Source organism: Sulfurovum xiamenensis (assembly GCF_030347995.1).
Taxonomy (GTDB): domain Bacteria; phylum Campylobacterota; class Campylobacteria; order Campylobacterales; family Sulfurovaceae; genus Sulfurovum; species Sulfurovum xiamenensis.
Window position 1 is genome coordinate 36,934 of the sequence record NZ_JAQIBC010000010.1, and the last position, 22,035, is coordinate 58,968.

The 22,035-nt window shown below is 40.0% G+C and carries 21 protein-coding genes; 11 read left to right on the forward strand and 10 right to left on the reverse strand.

The window, feature by feature from the left end; translation table 11 throughout:
- Positions 1 to 57: 57 nt before the first annotated feature.
- On the forward strand, positions 58 to 1,521 hold the full coding sequence (locus PF327_RS10370) for a leucyl aminopeptidase (RefSeq protein WP_289402508.1): 1,464 nt from the start codon (positions 58 to 60) through the stop codon (positions 1,519 to 1,521).
- Between the two features lie 36 nt (positions 1,522 to 1,557).
- On the opposite strand, the gene PF327_RS10375 is transcribed toward PF327_RS10370, so the two are convergent.
- A complete protein-coding gene (locus tag PF327_RS10375; RefSeq protein WP_289402509.1) occupies positions 1,558 to 3,186 on the reverse strand; it encodes a cation:proton antiporter in 1,629 nt (542 codons plus the stop codon).
- A gap of 196 nt (positions 3,187 to 3,382) precedes the next feature.
- On the opposite strand from PF327_RS10375, the gene ychF reads away from it, so the two are divergent.
- Genes ychF through PF327_RS10395 form a run of 4 tightly spaced genes read left to right on the forward strand, consistent with a single transcriptional unit; the run spans position 3,383 to position 5,838 of the window.
- Entirely contained in the window at positions 3,383 to 4,486 is a 1,104-nt protein-coding gene (gene ychF, locus PF327_RS10380) for a redox-regulated ATPase YchF (protein WP_289402510.1), read from the forward strand.
- 12 nt (positions 4,487 to 4,498) lie between these two features.
- Positions 4,499 to 4,960 carry a DUF302 domain-containing protein gene (locus PF327_RS10385; RefSeq protein ID WP_289402511.1) on the forward strand — a complete coding sequence of 154 codons (462 nt, stop codon included), beginning with the start codon at positions 4,499 to 4,501 and terminating at the stop codon, positions 4,958 to 4,960.
- The gene (locus PF327_RS10390; RefSeq protein ID WP_008243336.1) at positions 4,960 to 5,439 is read left to right on the forward strand and encodes a YehS family protein; all 480 of its coding nucleotides are present in this window, start codon (positions 4,960 to 4,962) and stop codon (positions 5,437 to 5,439) included. Before PF327_RS10385 ends, PF327_RS10390 begins: the two co-directional genes overlap by 1 nt.
- A gap of 15 nt (positions 5,440 to 5,454) precedes the next feature.
- Positions 5,455 to 5,838, forward strand: coding sequence for a hypothetical protein (locus PF327_RS10395; RefSeq protein WP_289402512.1), 384 nt, complete (start codon positions 5,455 to 5,457; stop codon positions 5,836 to 5,838).
- A 2-nt stretch (positions 5,839 to 5,840) separates the two neighbouring features.
- Here PF327_RS10395 and PF327_RS10400 read toward each other — a convergent pair whose 3' ends face one another.
- Positions 5,841 to 6,620, reverse strand: a complete 780-nt coding sequence (locus tag PF327_RS10400) for an exodeoxyribonuclease III (protein ID WP_289402514.1) — start codon at positions 6,618 to 6,620, stop codon at positions 5,841 to 5,843.
- A gap of 97 nt (positions 6,621 to 6,717) precedes the next feature.
- Here PF327_RS10400 and PF327_RS10405 point away from each other — a divergent pair, with 97 nt between their 5' ends.
- Positions 6,718 to 7,284 (forward strand): class I SAM-dependent methyltransferase, encoded by a 567-nt coding sequence (locus PF327_RS10405; protein ID WP_289402515.1) that lies wholly within the window; start codon positions 6,718 to 6,720, stop codon positions 7,282 to 7,284.
- A 31-nt stretch (positions 7,285 to 7,315) separates the two neighbouring features.
- On the opposite strand, the gene PF327_RS10410 is transcribed toward PF327_RS10405, so the two are convergent.
- Complete coding sequence (locus PF327_RS10410; protein WP_289402516.1) at positions 7,316 to 8,206, reverse strand: L,D-transpeptidase family protein; 891 nt, start codon at positions 8,204 to 8,206, stop codon at positions 7,316 to 7,318.
- A 101-nt stretch (positions 8,207 to 8,307) separates the two neighbouring features.
- Positions 8,308 to 9,012: a DUF445 domain-containing protein gene (locus PF327_RS10415; protein WP_289402518.1), complete on the reverse strand. Its 705-nt coding sequence runs from the start codon at positions 9,010 to 9,012 to the stop codon at positions 8,308 to 8,310.
- A 130-nt stretch (positions 9,013 to 9,142) separates the two neighbouring features.
- Between PF327_RS10415 and PF327_RS10420 the strand changes: the two genes are divergently transcribed.
- Positions 9,143 to 10,291 carry an MFS transporter gene (locus PF327_RS10420; protein ID WP_289402519.1) on the forward strand — a complete coding sequence of 383 codons (1,149 nt, stop codon included), beginning with the start codon at positions 9,143 to 9,145 and terminating at the stop codon, positions 10,289 to 10,291.
- A gap of 4 nt (positions 10,292 to 10,295) precedes the next feature.
- Here PF327_RS10420 and PF327_RS10425 read toward each other — a convergent pair whose 3' ends face one another.
- Genes PF327_RS10425 through PF327_RS10435 form a run of 3 tightly spaced genes read right to left on the reverse strand, consistent with a single transcriptional unit; the run spans position 10,296 to position 12,681 of the window.
- The gene (locus PF327_RS10425) at positions 10,296 to 10,916 is read right to left on the reverse strand and encodes an HAD family hydrolase (protein WP_289402520.1); all 621 of its coding nucleotides are present in this window, start codon (positions 10,914 to 10,916) and stop codon (positions 10,296 to 10,298) included.
- Positions 10,916 to 11,839, reverse strand: a complete 924-nt coding sequence (locus tag PF327_RS10430) for a PDC sensor domain-containing protein (protein WP_008243347.1) — start codon at positions 11,837 to 11,839, stop codon at positions 10,916 to 10,918. Before PF327_RS10430 ends, PF327_RS10425 begins: the two co-directional genes overlap by 1 nt.
- 26 nt (positions 11,840 to 11,865) lie before the next feature.
- On the reverse strand, positions 11,866 to 12,681 hold the full coding sequence (locus PF327_RS10435; protein WP_289402521.1) for a phosphatidylserine decarboxylase: 816 nt from the start codon (positions 12,679 to 12,681) through the stop codon (positions 11,866 to 11,868).
- A 113-nt stretch (positions 12,682 to 12,794) separates the two neighbouring features.
- Here PF327_RS10435 and PF327_RS10440 point away from each other — a divergent pair, with 113 nt between their 5' ends.
- Positions 12,795 to 13,535: a 3'-5' exonuclease gene (locus PF327_RS10440; protein WP_289402522.1), complete on the forward strand. Its 741-nt coding sequence runs from the start codon at positions 12,795 to 12,797 to the stop codon at positions 13,533 to 13,535.
- Between the two features lie 33 nt (positions 13,536 to 13,568).
- On the opposite strand, the gene PF327_RS10445 is transcribed toward PF327_RS10440, so the two are convergent.
- From PF327_RS10445 to PF327_RS10455, 3 genes are all read right to left on the reverse strand, one after another.
- Positions 13,569 to 15,272, reverse strand: coding sequence for a sensor domain-containing diguanylate cyclase (locus tag PF327_RS10445; RefSeq protein ID WP_289402523.1), 1,704 nt, complete (start codon positions 15,270 to 15,272; stop codon positions 13,569 to 13,571).
- Between the two features lie 116 nt (positions 15,273 to 15,388).
- Positions 15,389 to 16,588 carry a class I SAM-dependent rRNA methyltransferase gene (locus tag PF327_RS10450; protein ID WP_289402524.1) on the reverse strand — a complete coding sequence of 400 codons (1,200 nt, stop codon included), beginning with the start codon at positions 16,586 to 16,588 and terminating at the stop codon, positions 15,389 to 15,391.
- An 89-nt stretch (positions 16,589 to 16,677) separates the two neighbouring features.
- Positions 16,678 to 18,939, reverse strand: a complete 2,262-nt coding sequence (locus tag PF327_RS10455) for a glutamine--tRNA ligase/YqeY domain fusion protein (protein WP_289402525.1) — start codon at positions 18,937 to 18,939, stop codon at positions 16,678 to 16,680.
- Positions 18,940 to 19,157: 218 nt separating this feature from the next.
- On the opposite strand from PF327_RS10455, the gene gltX reads away from it, so the two are divergent.
- The 3 genes from gltX to PF327_RS10470 are packed head-to-tail and all read left to right on the forward strand — an operon-like array spanning position 19,158 to position 22,018.
- Complete coding sequence (gene gltX / locus PF327_RS10460) at positions 19,158 to 20,465, forward strand: glutamate--tRNA ligase (RefSeq protein WP_289402526.1); 1,308 nt, start codon at positions 19,158 to 19,160, stop codon at positions 20,463 to 20,465.
- On the forward strand, positions 20,462 to 20,737 hold the full coding sequence (locus PF327_RS10465; RefSeq protein WP_008243361.1) for a YggT family protein: 276 nt from the start codon (positions 20,462 to 20,464) through the stop codon (positions 20,735 to 20,737). Before gltX ends, PF327_RS10465 begins: the two co-directional genes overlap by 4 nt.
- Before the next feature lie 3 nt (positions 20,738 to 20,740).
- Positions 20,741 to 22,018, forward strand: coding sequence for a transglycosylase SLT domain-containing protein (locus PF327_RS10470; RefSeq protein ID WP_008243362.1), 1,278 nt, complete (start codon positions 20,741 to 20,743; stop codon positions 22,016 to 22,018).
- The last annotated feature ends 17 nt before the right edge of the window (positions 22,019 to 22,035 follow it).

A 22,035-nucleotide genomic window follows, 5' to 3' on the forward strand; every position in this document is an offset into this window, starting at 1 on the left:
GCGTATTTACCAATATTTTGCTATACTCCATAGAATAAAACAAACCAAAGGCTATCCATGAATTTTGAATTAACACAACTCTCTGTGGCAGATATCCAAGGCGATATAGAAGTCATCATTGTCATCGACAAAAATACAGATCATACGTTCGTACAAGATAAAAAACTCTTAAAAAAAGCAGGTTTTGAAGGTGGACAGGATGAAACGTGTTTCCTTGTAAGTAAAGACAGACTCTATGTGGGTGCAGACTCAACACGCAGTAAAGATATCAGAACGGCTGCAGCCAATGCCATTAAAGCACTCAATGGAAAAGAGTACAAATCTATCAAAATTGCAACCTATCTCTCCAGTGAGAAATGTACGAACTCTCTTCGTGCTATGGTGGAAGGCTTTGTCCTGGGTGCATACACATTTGAGAATTATAAAACAAAAAAAAGTAAGAAGAAGATCAAACATATCTCTATCTCACTTGAAGAGTATAACGGATACAAGGTAGATGTAGAAAAAGCTTCTACAGTCATCCATAAAGCACAGATTATAGCTGATGCCACTAACTTCACACGTAACATCGTCAACACAACACCTGATGACTGTTATCCGAATGTCATGGCAGAGATCGCTGAGACCATGGCAGATGAAACAGGCCTGAAGTGTAAAGTACTTAAGCCCAAAGAGCTGAGAAAAGAGAAGATGGAGACACTGCTTGCTGTGGCACGTGCAAGCCGACATAGACCAAGGGTCATACACCTTGCACACAAGCCAAAAGATGCAAAATGTGTCGTGACCCTAGTAGGTAAAGGTCTTACCTATGACAGTGGTGGACTAAGCCTTAAGCCTGCTGACTTCATGGTGACGATGAAGTCGGACAAGAGTGGTGGTTCAGCGGTCATCGGTATCATGAAAGCCGTAGCAGAAATGAACTTGCCTGTAGAGGTACATGGTTTTGTAGGTGCCGTAGAGAATATGATTGGCGGGGATGCCTATAAACCTGATGATGTACTGGTAGCAAAGAATGGCAAAACGATCGAGGTACGCAACACGGATGCCGAAGGCCGTTTGGTCCTTGCAGACACACTCTGCTATGCACAGCAGGAGGTCAAAGCGGATTACCTCTTCGATCTTGCGACACTTACAGGTGCCTGTGTAGTGGGTGTAGGAAACTATACATCAGGTATTATGGGGAACTCTGATGACATGAAATCACTTGTTGTAGATGCAGCAAAACGTTCAGGAGAATTGGCCACTGCCTTAGACTTTAACCCTTACCTCAAAAAGACGATCAAGTCTGAGATAGCAGATGTATGCAATATTTCCAATACACGTTATGGAGGAGCGATCACAGCGGGTCAATTCCTCTCGGAGTTCATCGATGAAGACCATAAAGAAAAATGGGCGCATATTGATATCGCAGGTCCTGCATTTGTAGAACATGCATGGGGAGAAAACCCTTTTGGTGCTTCTGGTGCCGGAGTGAGAATGATGGTAAAACTTATTGAAAAACTCTCTGAGGATGATAAATAATCGGCATCCTAGAGAACAAGAGAGTGTTACATCGTTTTACTCTTTTGTGAGTTTAAGATGACATGCCAATGCCTCTTCTGCCAGCATATCAGCAATAGTATCTCTGCTATTGATGATATGTTTGATACCTAACGCTGAGATAAACTCTTCTTCTGCATGATTGTTTACACTTACGATACTATTGATATCACGATTGAATGAAGCAATATTTTCACAGATCAATTGTCTCTGTATCTCATTTTCTACCGTGACAATGATGGCATTACAAGCATTAACATTAAAATGTGACAAAACCATTTTCTGTGCGGCATTGGCAAAATAAATGGCTTCTTCACCTTTTGCTATTACATCATCCACTACCTTCACATCATGCTCAAGTATGACGTAAAGTAGATTTCTTTCTTTAAACATTTTGACAAGTTTTTGTCCTACCGGTCCATATCCACATATAATAATATGATTTCTATATGTACCACCTATAAGTGCACGGTCACGTAATGCCATAGGCTCTTTGTGAAGCATATCTGCAATCTTTTTAATATTTTTCAGTACAAAAGGTGTCAATATCATTGAAAAAATGACCGTAATGATCATGATCTGATTGAGTTCATTAGAGATGAGATTATTGGCATATGCAAGTGCAAACACAGCTAAGGCAAATTCTCCTACCTGAAACAGTGCCAATGCCGTTTTAAGTGCAGTTCTCGTCTGTACAAACACGCGTAAAATACCAAAGATCACTAAACCTTTAAAGAGCATAATACCTACAAGTAACCCAAATATAACATCTCCGTAATTCACAAGAGAATGCCAATCGATCAACATCCCTATCGTAATAAAAAAGACGCCTAAAAGGATATCTCTAAAGGGTATCAGGTCTGTTTCTATACGATAACGATACTTTGTTTCAGATATTATCATTCCTCCAAGGAATGCTCCCAATGAGTAGGAAAAACCAAATATATCTGCCAAATAGGAAGCACTCATAACAATAAGCAATACCGCAACCAGAAAAATCTCTTCTGAACCTGATGCTGTGATCCAGCCAAAGAATCGTTCAAGAAAATATTTACCGAAAAGAAAGAGAATTGAAAATACCACAATAGCACTTCCAAAAGTTTCAACCAGGAGAATGGACAAGGACTCAGTTTCAGAAGTGAAAAAAGAGACCATTAAAAGTATCGGAATAACAGCTAAATCCTGATACAGTAGAATGCCAAGCGTTGTACGTCCATAGCCTGAATGTATTTGATTGTTTTCATTAAGGATCTTCAGAACGATCGCTGTAGAGGAGAGTGCAAGTGCAAAACCTATGACGATAGCACTTCTAATATCCAGATCAAAAGCAAAGGAACCTAGTAATGTGAATAGAACCCCTGAAATGATAACTTGCATCGCACCATAAACGAAAACCTCTTTTTTCATCCTTTTGAGGTGGTTAACTGAAAATTCCAATCCTATAGTAAACATTAAAAATACAATTCCAAATTCTGCCAAATGAGATAACATTTCTCTGGAATCATTGGCAAAATGGAAAATTGATGAGATAGTAAAACCAGTGATAACATACCCTATAATCGTTGGTATATCAAATCTTTTTAGGACAACATTGAGTACTGTTGCTATACCAATCGTAATAATTAATATCAGTAAAGCATTTTCCATTGATCTTCCTGTTTTTTTTTGATTCTGTCTCACTTGTATTTTTTTATCATAGCAAAAGTGTATGTAAAATAGATAAATTTTCTATAAATCATCTATGATCATCATGAATAAAATGACATCTGATAGGAACTAACCCCCTCTTCACCAATATTTCGCTAAAATCGCGGTAATCATATTATCATAATTAAGGAATACCATGGGACTAGGCATCGGACTTGTTGGACTACCAAATGTAGGAAAATCTACGACTTTTAACGCACTCACTAAAGCACAAAATGCAGAAAGTGCAAACTATCCGTTCTGTACCATCGAGCCAAATAAAGCGGTGGTACCTGTACCAGACAATAGACTGGATGAACTTGCAAAGATCGTTAACCCTGAAAGAATACAACACTCAACGATTGATTTCGTTGATATCGCCGGGCTTGTAGCCGGTGCGAGTAAAGGTGAAGGTCTGGGAAATAAATTTCTTGGAAATATCCGTGAAACAGAAGTGATCCTGCACATTGTAAGATGTTTTCATGATGAGAACATTGTTCATACAGAAGGTTCTATCGACCCTATCAGAGATGTTGAGATCATTGAGCAGGAGCTTCTCTTTGCCGATATCGATGCAGTGCTCAAACGTATAGAGATGCTAAAAAAGAAAGCAAGAGGAAACGACAAGGATGCAAAAGAACAGCTTGAAGTCGCTGAAGCACTCCTGGCACATATAGAAGAAGGCCATCCGGTATCTACGTTTGCAGACAAAGAGAGTGATGGCTTTTTGGCGATGAACAAGGATCTGCGTCTTCTTACATCAAAACCGATCATCTATGGTGCAAATGTCGATGAAGATGGTCTGAGTGAAGACAATGAATATGTAAAAAAACTCAAAGCCTATGCAGCAGAACGAAATTCAGAAGTGATCAAACTGTGTGCCAAAGTAGAAGAAGATATGGTAGACTTTGATGATGAAGAGAGAGAGGAGATGCTTGCAGAACTTGGTGTTGAAGAGAGTGGTCTGGACCAGATCATACACAAAGGTTTTGACACACTTGGCCTGATGAGCTACTTTACCGCAGGTGTCAAAGAGGTACGTGCATGGACCATACGTAAGGGGACGACAGCACCTAAAGCTGCAGCAGTCATTCATAATGACTTTGAAAAAGGTTTCATCCGTGCGGAGGTTATCAGCTATGAAGACTTTATCGCTTGTGGAGGAGAAGCCGGTGCAAAAGAGGCTGGTAAAAGCAGACTGGAAGGTAAAGAGTACATCGTACAAGATGGCGATGTGATGCACTTTAGATTTAACGTGTAATAAAGGACCATGATGAGAAAATTACTATTCATTGGATTGATCGGGTTTGCTTTAGTTGGCTGTGATAGTAAAAAAGGTACCTTTCTTGAAACAGTAAAAAGTGAAAATGATCACACTACTTCAGTAGCCAGACTGGAAAAACTCATCATGGATCAAGGGCTTACCCATTTCAGTACCATGGATCATAGAGCCAATGCAAGAAATGTCAATATGAATTTGAAACCTGAAACGGTTGTGGTCTTCGGTAATCCAAAGATGGGAACGGTTCTGATGAACTGTAACCCTTCTATGGGCTTGGACCTGCCTCTTCGCATACTTGTTACTACGAACTATGAGGGTGAAACAAGCTTTATTTATACCAATCCGGAATACTGGTCATTAAAACACAATGTTAAAGACAAAAATTGTTTAAACATACTGACAAAAGCTAAAATAGCATTAGCCGCCCTTGCCCAGGAAGCAGGTAAAAAATAATGCAGATCAATACAAATGAAATACTCTACCGTATACAAAAAGCACTGAATTTAACAACAGAAGAGATGTTAGAAGCCTATAGGCTTGAAGACTTTCCTATGGATGCTTCACATTTGGAGTCTCTTCTCAAACGCCGTCAAGACAAAGATTTCATACCGGCCAGTTATGAAGAGTTAGGTGTATTCTTAGATGGAATGGTCACACTTAAAAGAGGTCCATCTCCGAAAAAACAAAATGATGAGGAAGCGGTAGAGCTGACCAACAACCTCATACTCAAAAAGCTTCGTATCGCTCTGGAACTCAAAGAAGCAGAGACAGAGATCATCTTTGGTCTAGCAGATGTTGAACTCAGCAAACAGCAACTCGCTTCCCTTTTTCGAAAAGAAGGGCATAAGAACTTTAAGGCATGCTCTGATGAACTGCTCATGGCCTTTCTAGAAGGTTTGGATGAGTTTTACTATACGGGAGAGATAGAGTAGATCCCGCTCTACCATGTGATGCACTTAAAAAAATCCCTTCAAACTATCAAAAGTGAACTAGTAAAAAACGAAGAGATACTCAAACACCTCCAAAAAAGCCACCCTCACCTGGCCCACCTCTCAGAAGATCAAATATTAAAATACTTTAATGTTCAGAGCCTTCATGAACTGAATGGGCATATGGAACAGATAAAAAAGTCTCAAGAACTCCAAGTTGACCTCACTGTACAAAAAAAGGAAGTATGTACCTGCAGAGACAGTCATGGAGAGATCAAAGACCTTTATGACTCTGAAGTATCTGCCAAAGAGCAGATAGCTACACTATCCAAGGAAAAACAATTACAGCTTAGTGTTTATAGATGTCCTTATAGCTCTGGATGGCATTTGACCAAAGGGTAAAGCTAAACCTTCAAAACCAACTTCACAGGACAGTGGTCACTTCCCATAATATGATCCAGGATATCCGCATCGACGATCCTCTCTTTGAGATCATCTGAAACAAAGAAATAATCGATCCTCCACCCCACGTTTTTGCCCCTGGCTCCCGCTCTGTAACTCCACCAGCTGTAACGGTCTGTTTCATCGCCTTTTACATGTCTAAAGGTATCGATATAGCCATTGCTGAGGAGTTTGTCTAGCCATTCCCGTTCCATCGGTAAAAAACCGGAGGTCTTTTCATTGGCTTTAGGTCGGGCGAGGTCGAACTCTTTGTGGGCTGTATTGACATCACCGCATACAATAATGGACTTACCTTCATCCCTTAAGGTATTGATATGCTCTAAGAAACGGTCATAAAATGCCATTTTGTACTCCAAACGCTCATCGTCACGCTGTCCATTGGGGAAATAGACATTGAAATAGGCGATATCTCCAAAGTGGTATTCATTGATGCGTCCTTCATCCAAGATATCCACATGCGAACAACAAGATGCTTCACCCTTGATATCTGTATAGAGTGCTACACCTGACTGTCCTTTATTTGATGATGAGTTGATACTTTGAAATTTGTATTCCCTCTCAAAGATAGTCTCAGGGATCTGATCTGCTTCTGCTTTGATCTCCTGCAGCCCCAAAAAATCCACATTTTCTTCATCGATCCACTTGAGTGCCTCTTTCTTCTCTACCGCCCTGATACCGTTCACATTCCAAGATATAAAGGTTAGTGTATTGCGCTCTGACATTTCATCTCCCTGATACAAATTTAACTGAGTCTCATAAAACTTATTCATAATTTTGATAGAATAATACCAAAAGAGACTTCAAAGAAAAAGGGCAGCTATGGCACAAGAGGATAAAGAACGTTGGGATGAAAAATGGCGAAACAAGCCAATGCCAGATGAACCCATCAAACTTGTCAGTGACTATGCTTCACTGGCTCCAGGACTAGAGGCACTTGACATAGCCTGCGGTATGGGAAGGCATAGCAGATATCTTGCTTCCAAAGGATTTGAGGTCGATGCACTTGATATCTCTTCTGTGGCTATAGATCAGCTTCAGAACATCCCTCATATCCATGCAAAAGAAGTGGATTTTGATACCTATACCCTCCCCAAAGAGAAATATGACCTTATTATCTGTACCTATTTTCTAGAGCGTAGACTCTTCCCACAGATGATAGATGCTCTTAAGCCCAACGGTATCATTCTGATGGAAACCTTTTTACATCATCCTGACAATGAGCGTACCACATCCAATCCTGCTTTTCTTCTGAATGAAGGTGAACTAGAAGCCACTTTTGATGAAACATGTGAACTTTTACAACTACCTGAGTTTTGGGATGAAGACTACCAAGGGTACAGAACGATGAAAACGTCTATGGTCGCTAAAAAGAAAGCAGCGGTTTGAGATAAAAACTTTTAGATTAGTCCATTTGAGATCAGTTTACGATACTGACCGGTGTACCTTTACGTACCTTGTTAAAAATGGTTTTTGATACTTTATAAGGAAGTCTGATACACCCATTGCTTCCAGGATACCGTTTCACATATTTACTTGCATGAAGACCGATACCACCACTTGTAAGCCGCATCCAATTCTTAAGTGATGCACCTACATATTTGGCTTTTTTACCTTTATATTTTCTTCTGTCACCTTTGTAGACCAACTTCTTGCCCCGATACATTTTACCAAAGATAGTAGAACGCTTATCTGCTATCTTCTCCTTGATACAAAATGTCCCTTTGGGTGTACTTTGATTTCGGATGATCCCAGTATTAGGTTCAAGCTTTCTTTTGGCCCCAGTCGTACAAGGTGCACAAAGTGCTACTTTATCATCGACATAAAGCCTTATTCTTTGCTCTGAGATATCTACTTTTAATTTTGTATTTCTTCCATTTGCTTTACTGAGCAGTTTTTTATCTTCATAGATACTGTAACTTTTTCTCAAGTTTGTGTGTTTTCTAAAGTCAGCATAGTTGTTATACTTCATCAATTTTACATGTTTGACTTGTTTATCTTTAGGGAATTTGATATTTTTAGAAATTTTATCAAGTTTGGATTTGGTTTCTTTTCCTACCCAGCCATCTGTATGAGTCAGCCCATAATACGTTTGAAAAGCGATAACCGCTTCTTTTGTCTTCTCTCCCCATCTACCGTCAACCTTGAGTTTCGCATTGATGTGTTTATCTCTATTCAGTGCAATTTGAAGATTCCGTACAGTGTTAAAATCATTTGTACATTGTATGGTTTGGGTACCGTCACACATATCATCATGTGTTTTAAAATAATTCTTGGCGTTTGCCATGGAAATAAGCGTAAAAAGGGTCAAGAGGATCTTTATGAAGGGCAAAATGGTATCTCCGGAAAATTATGATAGTAATTATTATACTGTTTTTCCATTAAGCCATTCTAACCTGAGTTTGAGAGATCTCAGATCAAAAATGATGTTACCACTCCTATAAGGCCACCGAAAACACCGCCCCACACCACAAGCCATCCTAAATGTTCCTTGATCAGATCTTGTACCAGTTCTTTCACCATTTTTGGTGTCAGTTCATCCAATCTTTTTGTGATCAATGTTTCTACTGAATCGATCATATCTTCACTCAAGGTTGAGCTTTGTATATGATGGTCAAGTTGTGCCTTAAAAGCAGAAGAAGAAACGATGGCACTTACAGCACTCTTGAGCTTGCGTGAAAAAGGATCACGTAAACCTTCTAATGCTGCTTCACCACCGAACATTGCGATAGCGCCACCGAATTTCGACTCCATCACCGTTTTAGAGAGTGCATCAAAAGCAGGAGAAAAGTCTGCACCTTCGACCAAAGGAGTCAGATCTATATTCTCTTCTTCTTTTGCAAAAAAATCTCCCAGCTGCTCTTTACTAAAGAACTGTTTCATCATCATCTCACGGATAGACGCTTTGAAAGCCGTAAAGTTTTTTTCTATCACCCCGGAGCCATATAGTAATGGTACCTTTTCAAATAACATATGAATAGCAAGTTGATTAGTAATGGCTCCTGAGAGTGCAAATAATCCTGTAAACAGGAGCATCTCATAATAGACAGATGGCACCAGAAAAGCTATCCCTATAAGAAGGAGAGAAAAGAGATCGGTGATGAGGGTTTTTGACATTGGATTTCCTCTTTGCATTTTTTGCGTAATATAGCAAAATCTGAATTATAGTACGCCATCAACTCAATATACCAACATTAAAAAGAGGATATAATTGATTTTAACGATAAATTACCTAATAAAGCTTTCCATGTCTAAAACTATAAATAAGAAGATTCAGATCTCTCTACTCTTGATCGCAACGATGGGTGTGATGTCCGGCATCACTGTTGTCTCTTCTCTTCCCCTCATTAGTCAAACATTCAGTGATCTTCCTCATATCGAATTTCTTTCAAAACTGATGTTGACCATTCCTTCCATCATCATTGCACTTTTTGCTCCAATAGCCGGGATCATTGTAGATAAATTTGGCAGATTAAAACCACTCTATACAGGGATCATCCTCTTTGTACTGGGTGGAAGTTCGGGATTTTATCTTGAGAACTTCTATGCCATTCTTGCCGGTCGGGCGGTTCTAGGTATAGCTGTTGCACTGCTTATGACCAGTTCTACCGCACTCATAGGTGATTATCTGGATGAAATGGCACGGCATAAATTTATGTCTGTTCAGGGGATGGCCGTAGCACTAGGAGGGATCCTGTTTATTACAGCCGGAGGTCTACTTGCGCAACTTCATTGGTCCTACCCTTTTGCTATCTACATCTTACCCCTCTTCTTTCTACCTCTGCTGCTTACCGCTCTCCATGAGCCTGAGAAACATACACATGTTGAAAGTGATATGGAGCTAGAGGCCAAACTCTGGCCTATATATCTCACTGCTTTTTTTGCCATGGTACTTTTTTATATGCTGCCTACCCAACTGCCTTATCTCATTATAGAGACTTTACATGGCAAACCAAGTACTATAGGATTGGTCATTGCTACAGCGATGATCTTCAATGCTCTTACCTCGAGACAGTATGCCAAACTGAAAGCGAGGTTCTCTTATGTCCATATCTATATTATGACATTTATTTTTTTTGGCACAGGCCTCTTCATCATTTCTCAAGCCCACACTATTGCACAACTTTTTTATAGTACAGCGTTCATTGGTATAGGATTTGGCCTGATCCTTGTCAATACCAACTCATGGTTTCTTGCGAAAGTACCTGCTCAGAAAAGAGGGAAAGCTTCAGGCGTACTTGCATCAAGCTTCTTTCTAGGACAGTTTTCTTCTCCGCTTCTCTTACAGCCTATTGTACACATCTATGGGATTCAAGGTCTTTTTTTGATCGTATCAGGTATTGCGTTAACGACAGCATTGATACTGTTTTTAAAAGACAAGTTCTCTAAAAGATGAAGGTTTAACGTAGTAGTAAGGCATGCAGTTCATCGACACTGCGCACAGCATCGGTATGGTCTGTAAAACCCCAGTCCACCATAATATAGTCTATCTCTGCCCTTTGGCTTGCCAACGCATCACGTGGACCGTCACCAATAAAAAGTGCCTGATGGCTGCTATGACCTAGTTGATCCAGTATTTTGTGAAGCATGTCCGGGTGTGGTTTTCCTTGCGGGACATCATCATAACAGGCGATTGCATCAAAATGCTCATAGACCTCTAGGTGGGTCAGTGATTCTATGGTTGAACCCCTGTAAGCATTGGTCGCTACAGCAAGATCGTGTCCTTTGCCTTTCAGCGTATCAAGCAGCTCTTTGATACCCTCATAGAGTACCAATTCGCTTGCATGGTTTTTCGTATAGTACTCCGAAAACCATTTTTCATGGTCCCGGTCAAAGGCTTTTGCATGGTAAAAGGTTTGTGCAGGATTGATCGTATGGTCATTGACCAATCTTAAAATATACTCTTGTGCCATGGGTTCAAAACCCAGGTTTTTTCGAACATAATTGATCGCATTGGCTATGGTCAATGAAGAGTTGACCAAGGTGCCATCCATATCAAAAATGATCAGTTTTTTATCCACTAGTTCATCTTTTCCGTATCTTTAAGTCTTGGCTGTATGAACTTCACATAGACAGAAAGGCTCACTAGAAGTAATGCAACACCGGAAATGAGATAGACCGCATACACAAGCTGGGCCGGATCTGTGAGTGCAAACTTAAATACCAGCATCAAGGCTTCAATGGACAGTGCAATGATAATGGAGCCTAAAAAACGAATCATTGTCTGATGTCCCTCGCCGGTGGCCCCTTTTTTCTCCTTACCCAAAACTTCTTCCTCAAATATTGCTTTGACCAGATCGAAAATAGCCAAAGAGAGGGTCAAAAGGATCGTGGCTTTAAACATCTCATTAATATCAATCGCAGTAAAATCAACACCAAAATGCAAGAATGCTGTCACACCTTTGACAAAGAGTAACAGTGATACACCTGCCAGTGCTAAAGAGAATGCAGTATAGGCAATTTTACTTAATTTTCCAGAATATGAGTCGATAGAGCTTGGATGCACCATCCGTAAAATATTTGCCAAAGAGATATCTACGCAAATAATACTGATCAAATTATCATTTTCATCTACGATTGGAAATGATGCAGTGACAACCATCGTATTACTTAAATTCGACGGGTATGGTTCTGTTAAGGTACAACGATGTTCTCTTTGCGTTTTATAGTAATAAGCCCTATCACTTCTATCCTCACCTTTACCAATCCCCTGAAGCTTTTTATCCTTAGAGATATTTTCAGTGATCTGTATACCTTTACCATCCAGTGCATAAATCGCCTCTGCAGTAGGGATACTCTCATGAAGCGGTTCTAACTTTGCAAGTACTGTAGAAATATCACCATTGATAATCGTTTGAGAAATATGTCTTCCTATGATATAACAAAGGTATGCTCTTGCTTTCGCACGGACCTGTGCATACTCTTCTATCTCTTTAATTTTCATACTTTCTCCCCTTTATTTGTAATCTTCTATAATACTTTACCTAAAATATCAGTAAATTTTACTTTTTGATTGATCGCTACTTCCGGGAATATACTCCCTTTTTCTGAAAAGGTCAAGATCGTCGAGCCCATCTCAAACCAGCCATAGAATTCTCCTCTCTCGACCCAAAAATCTTCATATTCATAATGCACCGGTTCTCTTATCTCTGAGTTAGTTCTCACTTTTTCCTCAAAAGTTACGACCATTTGACCTACATTGAGTGCAGCCACAAGTACCAGTACCTGTGTTCTTCCCTTCTCATCTTCACACTCTATGATCACTCTTTCATTTTCAATGAAGAGGTCCACTTTATGACGGAGTAACGGGAAATTCACAGGATAGTGTTTACCCGGGATATGTGTCAATGATTTTACCTTGAGTCTCATCGGCATATGATAGCGATGGTAATCTTTGGGAGAGAGATAAAAATTGATGAACTCTCCTCCTTCTACTTTACTGACCGCATCCTGATGGTAGGTACCAAAAAGCTTTTCAATAGAGTAACTCATTCCTTTGATCTGATAGGCTTTACCATCTTTGATCATCCCTGCATCCGTAATGAGTGCATCCACACCGGATATCAGAGCATCTTTATCTTCAGGCAAGGCTCTAGGAGTTTCAAAAGCCCTTGTAAAGAGTTTGTTCAGTGTCGGGTATGCACTAGGCTCTTTGAACTCACTCATATCAAGTCCCATAAGTTTTACATATCCATTGTTAATAAAGTGTTGTATCGGTGAGGGAAATGCTTTAGAAGCGAACTTTCCAAATGCACTGGAGATGATCGAAGTAAAGTGTTTGGCCATGGTGTGTCCTGTAATTGAAGCTATAATATGCAGTATTATACCATTTGTCATTTAGGGTTGGGGTTGTTAGATAAAATACGATACTATCTATCTACATCATTCAAGGATAAAGCATGGCAATATACGTACTTTTCGATACAGAAACCACAGGAAATCAAGAACCTGACCGCATTATACAGGTAGGTGCAATGATCGTACACAGTAAAGATGAGATCGAAGTGTTGGATGAACTGTGCCAGGCGCCTGTACCCATCACTGTAGAAGCGATGGAAGTACATAACATCACACCGGAGCTCATCAAAGACAAAGGACTTTACGATGAAACCGATTTTGCACTCAAATTACAGCAGTTCAACCAAAAAGAGAATTATCTTATCGCACATAATATTGCTTTTGATCTGGGTATGCTGGAAAAAGAAGGGTTTAAAAACCACTACACCCTGATAGACACACTCCGATGTGCCAAGCACCTGCTTCCTGACAGTCCCAATCACAGACTGCAGTATCTGCGCTACGCACTTGAACTCTATCAGATCGAAGAGGCAGAAGCGCAAAAACTTGGTATCACTATCAAAGCACATGATGCGATAGGTGATGTACTTGTCATGAAATTGCTGCTTTCAAAACTGGTACGTCTAACACAAGAGAAATTTGCAGGTATAAACCCCATGCAAAAACTGGCTAAACTCACCCAAACCCCTGTGATGATGAAAACCTTCAAGTTCGGGAAATACAAAGACAGAGAGATCGCTGAAGTCGTAAATGAAGACAGAGGCTATATTACATGGATGAGAGCGAATCTGGATCTGGATGAAGATATGACCTTTACTTTAGATTATTATTTGGCTTCATAGGGTACGAGATTGTAGGGTTTTATCTTTCTGCACTCACACTCTGATAAATTTATCTAATGCTTTCACCCTATTTCTACCGCTCTCTTTGACATGGTAAAGGGCTTTATCAGCCCTTTTTACAATAGTCTCTATGCTTCTTTCAATATGATTATATTGGCTGATACCAAAACTGGCTGTAATGTAGAACTTCTCATCCTTCTCAATAAACTTTTTAGTTGCTACTCTTTTTCTGATACGTTCAGCAAGGAACAAGGCTTGTTTCTCATTGGTTTCAGGCAATAAAACCAAAAACTCATCACCGCCCATTCTAAAAGCATAATCATATTCCCTGATCACACCTTTTACGATATTTGCTACTACTTTCAATACATTGTCTCCTGCGTCATGTCCATACGTATCATTGATCTCTTTAAAATGATCGATATCAAACATAATGATCGATAGACATCTATTGTGCCGTAAGAGACGGTTAAACTCTTTATGTGAGATCTCATAATAGGCTCTACGGTTATAGAGTCCTGTTAAGATATCTGTTTTTGCCTCTTTTTCAGCGATGAGCCTTTTCTCCTGTGTCATTTTCATACGATCAGCCAGTGCCATAGAGAGCAGAATCACATCGATATACATACCAATGTCATTGGCCTTATAGGTCAGATAGGTATACGGAATATAAGACATGACCGTCAGCGCAGTAATAAAAGCACCGATCAGACCACTGGCAGTTCCAAGAAGAAAAAATCGAGCTGAATGATTACCCGTGAGTAGACTATACAGTGCGATACCAAAGAGATAGACACTGATCAACAGTATGGATATGATAGCAAGCATCACATGATAATGATAGCCACCGATCATAGCTGAGAGCACTGCAACCCCGACAATACCAAAGATCAGAATCGTTGTGATGATGTACAAGGTATGATGGTATTTCACAAAGTTTAAAAATGATCTTGCAAAAAGCAGTGCAGCCACCACATAAAAGTAGATAGAGGTGGACTGTGCCCAATTTTGCACAGTAGGCCAATGAGGGAAGAGGTACATAAAAGTATAGCCGTTATAAGAAGCATTCATCGCAAAAAAGGCAACCAGGAAGAGTACATAATAAGCATAATAACGGGCTTTCACACCAAAATAGAGAAAAAGATTATAGAAGAGCATGGCAACAATACCACCATACACCAAACCGATATACATCGACGCATCAACCTGTTCGGCTAAAAATGCTGCTTTATCCATGACAGACAACGCAACAATAAAAGGATCTCTTGTTTTCACTTGAACATACACGGTAGAAATACCCGGTTCAAACAGTGGTTCAAAATTGATAAGATAGTGATCGAGTGCTCTTTTTGAATAAGGATAGGTATTCCCGCCCTGATAGGTCTTGACTTCTCCTTTTGGAGATATGACAGTGAAGGTCACGGAGTCAAGCCAGGCCGGTTCAAAGATGATCAGTCTGGATAGTGGTGTCTCTTCTTTATTGATCACTTTGAACTGATACCAAAATGCTGAATTTGTAAAGGGATGGCTTGCTACGGGTCTGTTGAGTGGTATAAAATCTTTGGAAGGAAGATGGCGTATCTCGGATAATGTCATCTTCGCAGTCGTATCCTCATACTCAAGCATCGATTCACCGATTTCATAGTGTGAGTCTGAAAGGTCAAGTACCTTTAACTGTACATCTCCATAGAGAAGGGAAAGATAAGAAAAAAGTACTAAAAAAAATTTTTTTTGCATCTTTTATCCTTGATATTGATAAGACACACTCTTTTGTACTCGTTTTAATTCAAATTTTGGGTTACTATAATAACATAAAATAATTAACAAGCATTATTTTTATCACATTATAGCACTTATGCTACTTTCCTGATGAATACTACTTTTAAGTAATCTCCCTCTTTAAATTTTTCCATGACCCTGAAATCTTTGGGTAGAGAAAACGTATGTTCTATCTTGTACTTTCCCCCCAGCTCTTTAAATGCCTTGTCTATAAACTCTTTGAATTTACCCATCTTCAAGTTCGCATAATTCGTCGATGCAACGATCACCCCATCCTTATTTGTTATCTGTATCGCCTCTTTAAGCAGTTTGACATAGTCTTTTGCCACAGAGAAGGTATGTTTTTTTGACCTTGCAAAACTAGGCGGGTCCAAGACCACCATGTCGAATAATAATTCTTTCTTGACAGCATACTTAAAGTAATTGAAGACATCTTCAACGATGATATCATGTGCATCCACATCGATGTTGTTGAGCATAAACTGTTCTTGTGTTTTACTGCGGCTTCTTTTGGCCAGGTCCACACTGGTGGTCTTGGTTGCACCGCCCAAAGCGGCAAACACAGAAAAGGCTCCTGTGTAAGAGAAGGTATTCAGTACCGTTTTCCCTTTGGCATAGCAATCACGAATTTTTTTTCTCACTTCCCTTTGGTCTAAAAATACCCCGACCATAGGCCCGTCATCCAGATAGATAGCGAATTTTGCACCATTCTCTTTCACGACTAAAGGGAATTCACCTCTCTCGCCACACACAAAATCATCAGCGTCATCAAGGTATTGGCCTTTGGCATCAAATCTTTTTTTCTGATAGATCCCTTTATATGCTACTTGAGATTTCAGTGCTGTCAAGATATCTTCTTTAAAAGCATGAATACCTAAACTATACCAGGTCACCAGATAGAAGCCGTCAAAATAATCTATCGTTAAGCCACCTACACCATCGCCTTCACCGTTAAATACCCTGAACGCTGTAGTGTTTTTATCATTGTAGAGATCGTTTCGGTATTGGAGAGCCGCTTTTATCTTCTTACTGAAATACGCAACATCAATCTTTTCCTCTTTGTTACAGGAGAGTATCCAACCATGCCCTTTGTTTTGAATACCGTAATACCCTTTAGCGATAAACTTTTTTCTATCATCAAGTAGGTTAACGATCGTTCCTTCTGTTTTTAGTTTGTCCCAATCAACTATAAACTCTTTTGAGATCAAAGGGTATCCGTTCTTGTAGTTTTTGATATATTGCGGTTTAATGGTCAGGTCAATTATATGGTTCATATGCATCCTTTTGCACCTCATGCGAGGTGTAACGAGGGGAACAGCCTCTTAAACTAAGAAGTGTTTAATGAGTTGTTTTCGTTCTTTTATTACTTCAACTTCTCAGCCACTAGTTCATTGACCACTTGAGGGTTTGCTTTGCCCCCTGTGGCTTTGAGTACTTGTCCTACAAAAAAGCCTAACAATTTCGTATTTCCTGCTTTGAATTTTTCAACATTATCTGGATTTTTCGCAATGACCTCATCAATGATAGGTGCAATCTGTGAAGGGTCGCTTATTTGTACAAGCCCTTTAGCTTCAACGATCTGTACAGGGTCTTCTCCGTTCTTACTCATCTCCTCAAATACTTGTTTGGCAATTTTACTTGAAATAGTCCCATCATCGACCATCTTTACAAGCTCAGCTATCTGTTTTGCGTCAAATCTTAGTTCATCTGCCTGCTTCTCTTTAAACTCTCTGGCTACTTCATTGGCCACGATATTTGCGATAGTGACAGGACTATTGTTTATAGATAAAGCCTCTTCATAAAAAGAAGAGAGTTGCGTATCTCTAGCTAAAATATCAGCAACCATACTATTGAGTTGAAGCTCACCTGTATACTTATCAAACAGTGCCTGTTCAGCTTCACTCATAGGCTCTACTTCACCATCAATTTGTACCTTTTTAGCTTGAGGTTTACGCTCATTTTTAGTTGCGCTTTCAGCTGCTTTGGTCTTTTTGCTCCAAGAGTCTTTCAGACCGACGATTTTATTGAACACCGGTGTTTCATCCGTATAGTCTATAGGATCAGCATAGAAATACCCCTGTCTTTCAAACTGGAATCGCTCATCAGGTTTGTCTGTGATGACAGCAGGCTCGATAAGCGCATTTTTGACCACTTTTAAAGAGTCTGGATTGATATCTTCCAACCCTTCAGGCGCTTCATCTTTAAAGAGTCTGTCATAGAGTCTCAGTTCAACTTTTTTAGCTTTCTCTACATCAACCCACTGAATCGCACTTTTCACCTTGATACCACTGGTATCAGCACCACTTTTGGAATCCGGATAATACGCTGCTTTTATCTCTATGATATTGCCATCAGCATCTTTAATCACTTCCTTGCAAGTGATGATATAGGCATGTCTAAGTCTTACCGGTTGTTCTGGTGTAAGACGGTAGTACCCTTTTGGAGGGTTTTCCATAAAGTCATCACGCTCAATATAAATCTCTCTTGAAAAAGGTATCTTTCTTGAACCCTCTTTAGGCACATCATGCGGGTAGTATGGTGCATCGAGTTCTTCTGCCCCCTCATAATTCTCAATGGTGACTTTGAGCGGGTCCAGTACACACATGACACGAGGCACTTTTGTATTGAGATCATCTCTTATACAAAACTCAAGTTGTGAAACATCTACTGTTGAGTTTGCTTTGGCTATACCTATTTGATCACAGAAGTTTAGAATAGACTCTGGTGTATACCCTCTTCTTCTATATCCCGCGATCGTAGGCATTCTAGGGTCATCCCAACCGCTCACTCTTCCTTCATTCACTAATTCTAAAAGCTTTCTCTTACTCATCACTGTATAGTTGATTGCAAGTCTTGCAAACTCATGCTGATACGGTCTTGGCGACTTAAGCCCAAGCGTATCAAGTACCCAATCATAAATATCACGGTTGTTTTCAAACTCCAAGGTACAGATAGAGTGTGTAATCCCCTCAATATAGTCAGAGAGGCAGTGACCAAAGTCATACATCGGGTAAATATGCCATTTATCCCCTGCTCTATAATGATGTGCATGTCTGATACGATATAAAAGCGGATCTCTCATTTTCATATTGGCTGCTGCCATATCGATCTTAGCTCTAAGTACGTGTTCACCGTCTTTGAACTCACCGTTTTTCATTCTCTCCAAAAGGTCCAGGTTCTCTTCAACAGAACGCTCGGCGTATTTACTTCGTTTTCCAGGTTCAGTGACCGTACCGCGATATTCACGGATCTCCTCTTCACTAAGACTGTCAACGTATGCCTTGCCCATTTTAATCAGTTCAACAGCATAATTGTAAAGTTCAGGGAAATAATCAGAAGTATAACGCACACTATTATCCCATTCAAACCCAAGCCACTGTACAGCATCTTTGAGTGCTTCAACATATTTCGTGTCTTCTGTCGTTGGATTGGTATCATCCATTCTAAGGTTACAGCGACCATGATAATCACGGGCAATACCAAAATTTATAGCGATGGATTTGGCGTGTCCGATATGCGGGAAGCCATTGGGCTCCGGAGGAAATCTTGTATGAATCTCTTGATACTTGCCTGATGCTAAGTCCTCTTCAACTATCGTACGTAAAAAATCTTTGCTCTCACTCATTCTTATTAAACCTTTTGATTTTAAAGTTGTATTTTATCTAATTAGAGCTTATCTCATCTTAGATACAGTGTTTTAGCTTCAGAGAAATGGCAGCTTGTATCACGAGAGATGTTTCCTAAAGAAAAAAGCCTAGCAATACTATCGCTCTTTAAAACAGTTATAAATTAAACCCACTATAATTACACTCTTATAAACGCACAGTTTTTGGAGTAGGATAAATGCTTAGATTTGCCCCATCACCGACCGGTGATATGTCTATAGAAGACCTTCGTATAGCACTGTTTAACTACATGGTAGCCAAACAAAAAGATGTCAACTTCATTGTACGTATCGAAGACCTTGACAAAGAACGGAACATTACCGGCAAAGATACGGAGATCATGGATATCATTGAGAAGTTTGCACTGCCTCACGACAGCGTCTCTCACCAAAGTGAAAACCTCCATATACACCAGACACTGGCGATCAGACTCCTTGAAGAGAAAAAAGCGTTCATCTGTACCTGTACCCCTGAGCAGCTTAATGAAGAGCAAGAAGAGGCAAAATATAACAAGGTACCTTACCGCTACAGTGGTCGGTGCTCTGCTATGGGTGCGGAAGAGCTTCATAAGCTCAAAGAAGAGAAAATACCGTTTGTCGTGCGTATCAAGGCTCCGGATGCACCTATCATCACTCACGACCTGATCAAGGGGGATATCGAAACTCCAGCCGATGAAGTAGACTCTTTTGTCATTTTAAATGCTGACGGTACACCAACCTATGACTTTGCCTGTGCCTGTGATGATATGATCTCAGGGATCAGCCTCGTCATCCGTAGTGAAGATCAACTCTCAAACACGCCTAAACAAATACATATCAAAACGCTCCTTGGATATGAGCAGCAGGCAGACTATACACATCTGCCTATGATTCTTAATGCCGAGGGTAAGAAAATGAGTACAAATGATGATGCCAGCTCGGTCAAGTGGCTATTTGAACATGGATTCATTCCCGATGCGATCGCTAACTACCTGATACTGCTTGGCAATCAAACACCATCAGAGATCTTCACCATGCCTGAGGCATTAAAATGGTTTGACTTGAGTAGACTTTCCAAGTCACCTGTAATATTTGACATAGACACACTCCGTTCTATCAACGCAGAACACCTTAAGCAGATGGATGACAAACGTCTTTCTACACTCTTTGGCTTTGCAGATGCAGATATCGGAAAACTCGCCAAACTCTACCTTCAGGAAGCATGTACCATTAACGAACTTGAATCAAAGATCAAACCGATCTTTGCACCTAAGAATTTTGAAGGTAAATGGAGTGCCCAGATGCACACGATGGAAGATATCATCCAAAATGCTCCTATGATCAATGACTTTAACGCATTTAAAGCACACATTCTGAAAGAGAGCGGACTGGAAGGAGAAGATTTCTTCACCCCGCTGAGACTCATCCTGACGGGTGCTGAGCATGGACCTGAACTCTCCGAGATCTATCCGCTTATTAAACCATATTTACTGGAGGTAGCATCATGAATGCACTTATATACGCCATTGTACAAACGATCCACACTGTACTGAACCTTTATATCTGGATAGTGATCATTGCTGCATTACTGAGTTTTGTACGACCTGATCCTTACAATCCTATCGTACAGGTACTCTACCGTCTAACTGAACCTGTCCTAAACTTCATCAGACGTAAAATGCCCTTTGTTGTATTTTCAGGTATTGATCTTTCGCCTTTGGTTGTGATCTTAGGTCTACAACTGATCGATAACTTTATGATGCGTGCTGTACTCGGATAATCAATGCACCTGAAATTTCTTTTGATTTTATTGCTGCTTGTACTCTCTATGGGTACATCCACACTACAGGCAAAAACGTTCACCTACGAACAGATACACAAGATGCCAAAAAGTATAGAAAAAGATTACTATATCTGGCGTTTTCTTTCACAGATCACCACCACAGCTGCTGAAGCCAAAAAGGTCATCTATGAAGCAAGCAGGCTCAATACAAAGCTTCGAACGGCCTACAAAAATAGAACCGGGTCAACGATTGAACTTCCAAAGATAGTCGCAACCGGAGAAACAAACAAAAACTGGAGAAGAAGAAGCAATGCCCACAAAAGTTTCAAACATGGTCTTGCTTTGATGCAGCAGAGAAAACCTAAGCAGGCAGCCGATTATTTTGAGGATGCCCGTAACAACTATCTTCAGCGCTATGACATAGACAAGTCTCTCTTCTGGCTCTATTTGAGCACAAAAGAGGATAAATATCTAGAAATGTTACGTGAAAGCTGTGATGTCAATATCTATACCTTAATGGCAGCGGATACCATCAACGGGAGATACCCTAAAACAATCACTGAATCCCTATGGAAAAGCAGTACATGGGGGTTTGATATCGAAGATCCGATCGATTGGGCCAAAGTGAAACAGAAGATGAATTCAGGTGTGGATCTGGATGATCTGGCAGAGGATCATAAATCACAAGAGACAATAGGAATCTATACCTATCTCAAAGCCAAAGCATGTAACTATACCCAGTCTTACTTTCCTATGCCTTACCGCAAGGCCATGAAACATATGACTCCCGAAAGGCAAGCACTTATCTATGCTATTGCAAGACAAGAGAGTCGCTTTGTACCGGCCTCTGTCTCACGTTCCTTTGCATTGGGTATGATGCAGTTCATGCCATTTCTCATCGAACATATCTCCAAGGAAAAAGGCGAAAAGATAGATTATGATGACATATTCAATCCCTACAAAGCCATAGAGTATGCTGACTTCCATCTTGACTATCTTACCAAGTACCTTTATCATCCTCTTTTTATTGCCTATGCGTATAATGGAGGGATAGGTTTTACAAGAAGACATATTACCAACAAGCATAACTTTAGGAAAGGTCCTTATGAACCCTATATGAGTATGGAAAAAATGGAAAATGAGGAAGCTAAAGAGTATGGGAAAAAGGTATTGGCAAATTATGTCATCTATCTCAATAAACTGGGTGTAACCACACGTATCTTTCCCCTCTTAAAAGTGCTGGCTTCACCTTCTGAAACCGATAAGTTCAGAAAGTAACACCAAAGATATTTACG

Coding starts and splice junctions, on each gene's coding strand:
- PF327_RS10370 (WP_289402508.1), top strand. CDS start 58: ATGAATTTTGAATTAACACAACTCTCTGTGGCAGATATCCAAGGCGAT.
- PF327_RS10375 (WP_289402509.1), bottom strand. CDS start 3,186: ATGGAAAATGCTTTACTGATATTAATTATTACGATTGGTATAGCAACA.
- ychF (WP_289402510.1), top strand. CDS start 3,383: ATGGGACTAGGCATCGGACTTGTTGGACTACCAAATGTAGGAAAATCT.
- PF327_RS10385 (WP_289402511.1), top strand. CDS start 4,499: ATGAGAAAATTACTATTCATTGGATTGATCGGGTTTGCTTTAGTTGGC.
- PF327_RS10390 (WP_008243336.1), top strand. CDS start 4,960: ATGCAGATCAATACAAATGAAATACTCTACCGTATACAAAAAGCACTG.
- PF327_RS10400 (WP_289402514.1), bottom strand. CDS start 6,620: ATGTCAGAGCGCAATACACTAACCTTTATATCTTGGAATGTGAACGGT.
- PF327_RS10405 (WP_289402515.1), top strand. CDS start 6,718: ATGGCACAAGAGGATAAAGAACGTTGGGATGAAAAATGGCGAAACAAG.
- PF327_RS10415 (WP_289402518.1), bottom strand. CDS start 9,012: ATGTCAAAAACCCTCATCACCGATCTCTTTTCTCTCCTTCTTATAGGG.
- PF327_RS10420 (WP_289402519.1), top strand. CDS start 9,143: ATGTCTAAAACTATAAATAAGAAGATTCAGATCTCTCTACTCTTGATC.
- PF327_RS10430 (WP_008243347.1), bottom strand. CDS start 11,839: ATGAAAATTAAAGAGATAGAAGAGTATGCACAGGTCCGTGCGAAAGCA.
- PF327_RS10435 (WP_289402521.1), bottom strand. CDS start 12,681: ATGGCCAAACACTTTACTTCGATCATCTCCAGTGCATTTGGAAAGTTC.
- PF327_RS10440 (WP_289402522.1), top strand. CDS start 12,795: ATGGCAATATACGTACTTTTCGATACAGAAACCACAGGAAATCAAGAA.
- PF327_RS10445 (WP_289402523.1), bottom strand. CDS start 15,272: ATGCAAAAAAAATTTTTTTTAGTACTTTTTTCTTATCTTTCCCTTCTC.
- PF327_RS10450 (WP_289402524.1), bottom strand. CDS start 16,588: ATGAACCATATAATTGACCTGACCATTAAACCGCAATATATCAAAAAC.
- PF327_RS10455 (WP_289402525.1), bottom strand. CDS start 18,939: ATGAGTGAGAGCAAAGATTTTTTACGTACGATAGTTGAAGAGGACTTA.
- gltX (WP_289402526.1), top strand. CDS start 19,158: ATGCTTAGATTTGCCCCATCACCGACCGGTGATATGTCTATAGAAGAC.
- PF327_RS10465 (WP_008243361.1), top strand. CDS start 20,462: ATGAATGCACTTATATACGCCATTGTACAAACGATCCACACTGTACTG.
- PF327_RS10470 (WP_008243362.1), top strand. CDS start 20,741: ATGCACCTGAAATTTCTTTTGATTTTATTGCTGCTTGTACTCTCTATG.